The sequence below is a fragment of the Methylibium sp. genome, assembly GCF_013817365.1.
Taxonomy (GTDB): Bacteria; Pseudomonadota; Gammaproteobacteria; order Burkholderiales; family Burkholderiaceae_C; genus Methylibium.
Map to the genome: position 1 here is coordinate 1 of NZ_JACDCU010000439.1, position 3,292 is coordinate 3,292.

2 protein-coding genes and 1 pseudogene are annotated in these 3,292 nt (G+C 64.1%); 2 read left to right on the forward strand and 1 reads right to left on the reverse strand.

What is annotated here, in order from left to right:
- The first annotated feature begins 477 nt into the window (after positions 1–477).
- Together H0W38_RS19295 and H0W38_RS19300 are read left to right on the forward strand one after the other, a co-directional pair.
- Complete coding sequence (locus tag H0W38_RS19295) at positions 478–960, forward strand: chemotaxis protein CheW (RefSeq protein ID WP_292457204.1); 483 nt, start codon at positions 478–480, stop codon at positions 958–960.
- Positions 961–990: 30 nt separating this feature from the next.
- Entirely contained in the window at positions 991–2,742 is a 1,752-nt protein-coding gene (locus tag H0W38_RS19300) for a methyl-accepting chemotaxis protein (RefSeq protein ID WP_292457201.1), read from the forward strand.
- 52 nt (positions 2,743–2,794) lie between these two features.
- On the opposite strand, the pseudogene H0W38_RS19305 reads toward H0W38_RS19300, so the two are convergent.
- Positions 2,795–3,205 (reverse strand): annotated as a pseudogene (locus H0W38_RS19305) (transposase); the annotation flags it as partial.
- Positions 3,206–3,292 lie beyond the last annotated feature (87 nt).

The window sequence follows — 3,292 nt, forward strand, 5'->3', positions numbered from 1 at the left end:
GTGCGCCCATAAGGGGCGAGAAGCGAGCCTGTGGCCCGCTGCGCGGCCCGAAACGCGTCAGAGCGCGTGCGAACCTGCATCCATTTCGCGCCAAACCAGCGAAAGCTGGCTCCAAATGGCGCGTCTCGTGCAATGTCACTACTGGACGACCGAATACAGCAGCTTATTCAGCGTTGCCTTAGCCGTCCTGGACAGCCGAATCTTCGCGACCGGCGCTGTCCACCGGCTACGTCACCGTGGGTCACGAGGTACGTAATCCCGTACCAGCCGCCCTGGCCCCTGGCCCCTGACATCGCGGGGCGATTAGAACTGGTCGACCTTTGCGGTCGTTATTGCCAGACCGACTCGTCGACGATTTGTCGAAGATGCGTCGGGACGGCACAGGATGTACGGCGCCAGACCCGGTTCGTTGTCGACCGATCAGTTCAAAGGACCCCTGCCTTGACCACCCCCACCCTCCAGACTGCGGAGGCGGCAATGCCGCCCATCACCGCCGCCATCCTGACCTCGCTGCGCGAGTTCCTGGCGTTCAAGCTCAGCGCCGAGGAGTACGGCATCGACATCCTGCGCGTGCAGGAGATCCGCTCCTATGAGGAGCCCACCCGCATCGCCAATGCGCCCGACTTCATCAAGGGTGTGATCAACCTGCGCGGCGTGATCGTGCCGATCGTCGACATGCGGCTGAAGTTCAACCTCGAGCAGGCCAGCTACGACAGCTTCACCGTCGTGATCGTCCTGAACATCGGCTCGCGCGTCGTTGGCATGGTCGTCGACGCCGTCTCCGACGTGATCACCTTGTCCCCCGAGCAACTGCGCCCCGTCCCCGAGTTCAGTTCGGCGATTGCCAGCGACCACTTGTTGGCGATCGGCGCGATTGATCAGCGCATGTTGATCCTCGTCGACATCGAAAAACTCATGACCGGAGCCGAGATGGGCCTGATCGAACACACGCTGCAGTAAACCCGCTCCCACTTTCGGAGAACACACACCATGAAATTTGCAGATTTCAAGATCGGCACGCGCTTGGCCGTCGCTTTCGGCGCGGTCGTGCTGCTGTCGCTGGCCTCGGCCGGGTTGGCACTGAGCAAGCTCTCGAGCATCGAGAACAACCTGGAAGACATAGTCAAGGACAACAACGTCAAGGTCAAGCTCAACAACGACATGGCGGAGTCGCAGCACATCATCGCGCGCGCCATCACCACGATCGTGCTGCTCGAAGACAAGGCAGAGATGGAGCGCGAGATGACCAAAGTGATCAAGGAGCGCGAGAGCTACGCAAAGAGCTGGGAGGCACTGCAGCAGTTTCCCGCCAGCGAAACCGGCAAGGTCAACAACGCCAAGGTTCTGCAGGCACGTGAAGCGGCACTGCCGCTGAACGTCAAGGTCCTCGAATTCGCACTCGCCGGCAAGGATGCCGAAGCGGTACCGCTGCTGATAAAAGAAAGCGGACCGGCAACGCAGAAGTGGCAGGATGCCCTCCACGAAAGCATGGCCTACCAGGAAGCCAACACCGAGAAGCAGTACGAACAGGCCGTGGCCGACTACCAGCATGCACGCAACCTGCTGATCGCGACCAATGTCATCAGCATGGTCCTGGCCATGCTGCTAGGTTGGCTGATCACCCGTTCGATCACGGCGCCGATGAACCGCGCCAAGGACGCCGCGGGCCGCGTTGCCGAAGGTGACCTGACAGTCGACCTCAGCGGTGATGGCAAGGACGAGACCGCGCAACTGCTCGGCGCCCTGTCGAACATGAAGGACAACCTGACCCGCATCGTCGGCGGCGTGCGCCAGAACGCCGAGAGCGTCGCTATCGCCTCCACCCAGATCTCGCAAGGCAACAACGACCTGTCGGCCCGCACCGAAGAGCAGGCCTCGGCGCTTGAAGAGACCGCGGCTTCGATGGAAGAGCTGAGCTCCACCGTCAAGCAGAACGCCGACAACGCCAAGCAGGCCAATCAGCTGGCCCTGGGCGCCTCCACCGTCGCGATCAAGGGCGGCGAGGTCGTCTCGCAGGTCATCACGACGATGAAGGGCATCAACGACAGCTCCAAGAAGATCGCCGACATCATCAGCGTGATCGACGGCATCGCCTTCCAGACCAATATCCTTGCCCTGAACGCCGCCGTCGAAGCGGCACGCGCTGGCGAGCAGGGCCGCGGTTTCGCGGTCGTGGCCTCGGAAGTCCGCAGCCTGGCCGGTCGCAGCGCCGATGCCGCCAAGGAGATCAAGACCTTGATCACTGCCAGCGTCGAGCGGGTCGAGCAGGGCACTGCCCTGGTGGACCAGGCCGGCACGACGATGAGCGAAGTCGTCAGCAGCATCAAGCGCGTGACCGACATCATGGGCGAGATCAGTGCGGCCAGCCAGGAGCAGAGTGCGGGTGTGGCCCAGGTCGGCGAAGCCGTGACGCAGATGGACCAGGCCACGCAGCAGAACGCGGCCCTGGTCGAAGAGTCCGCAGCGGCCGCCGAGAGCCTGAAGGAGCAGGCGCAGCAGCTGGTCTCGGCGGTGGCGGTGTTCAAGCTCTCGCAGGGCGATGCGGTGCAGCGTGCACCCGCGACGATGGCCGCGTCGCTCCCGGCGGCCGAGCGCCGCGGGCCAGACCGCGCAAAGAACGTCACGCGGCCGAAGTTCGGCAGCGCCAAGGGCAAGGCTGCCAACCCGACGTCGACCTCGGCGCAGACCGCCGACGCCGCGCCGGCCAAGACCGGCACCGGCGGGGAGTGGGCCAGCTTCTGACCCGCTTTCCGCTTCGACAGCCAACCCGCCTCCGGTCGTTTTCTTTTTGGTCGACGAGCTTGCCCCAGCCGAAGCACTGCTCGATGCGCTTTCTCTTGCGCTGGCTGACCTCGTAGCCGACGTGCTTGGTCGTGCGCCCGTCGATGGTGATGCCGCCGATACGACGGGTGTTCTGCGCCACGTGCGGCGTCCCGTCGATCTCGCGGCACGCCTTCATGAAGCCCCAGGTGGCGTAGGCCTTGTCAGCGTCCACCGTTACCCGCTTGTCTGGCTTGGCCACGTCGACCAACATCTGAGCGGCGATGTCGCGTTCGGCCGTGCCCTCGGACGGGCTGGCCTGCACGTCCACCACCAGGCCGTGTCGGTTGTCGGTCAGCACACGGCCCAGGTAGCTCGGCAGCGCCGGCGCCGCATTGCTATTGCGGTACAGCCTGTACTCGAGGGCTGTCGCGGATTGGTGCGTGTCGATGCACACGCTGCGCCACTATTCCGAGTCCAGGAATATGCCGAGACGATCGTGCGGTCGCAGTCGCACAGCAAGGGGCAAGAC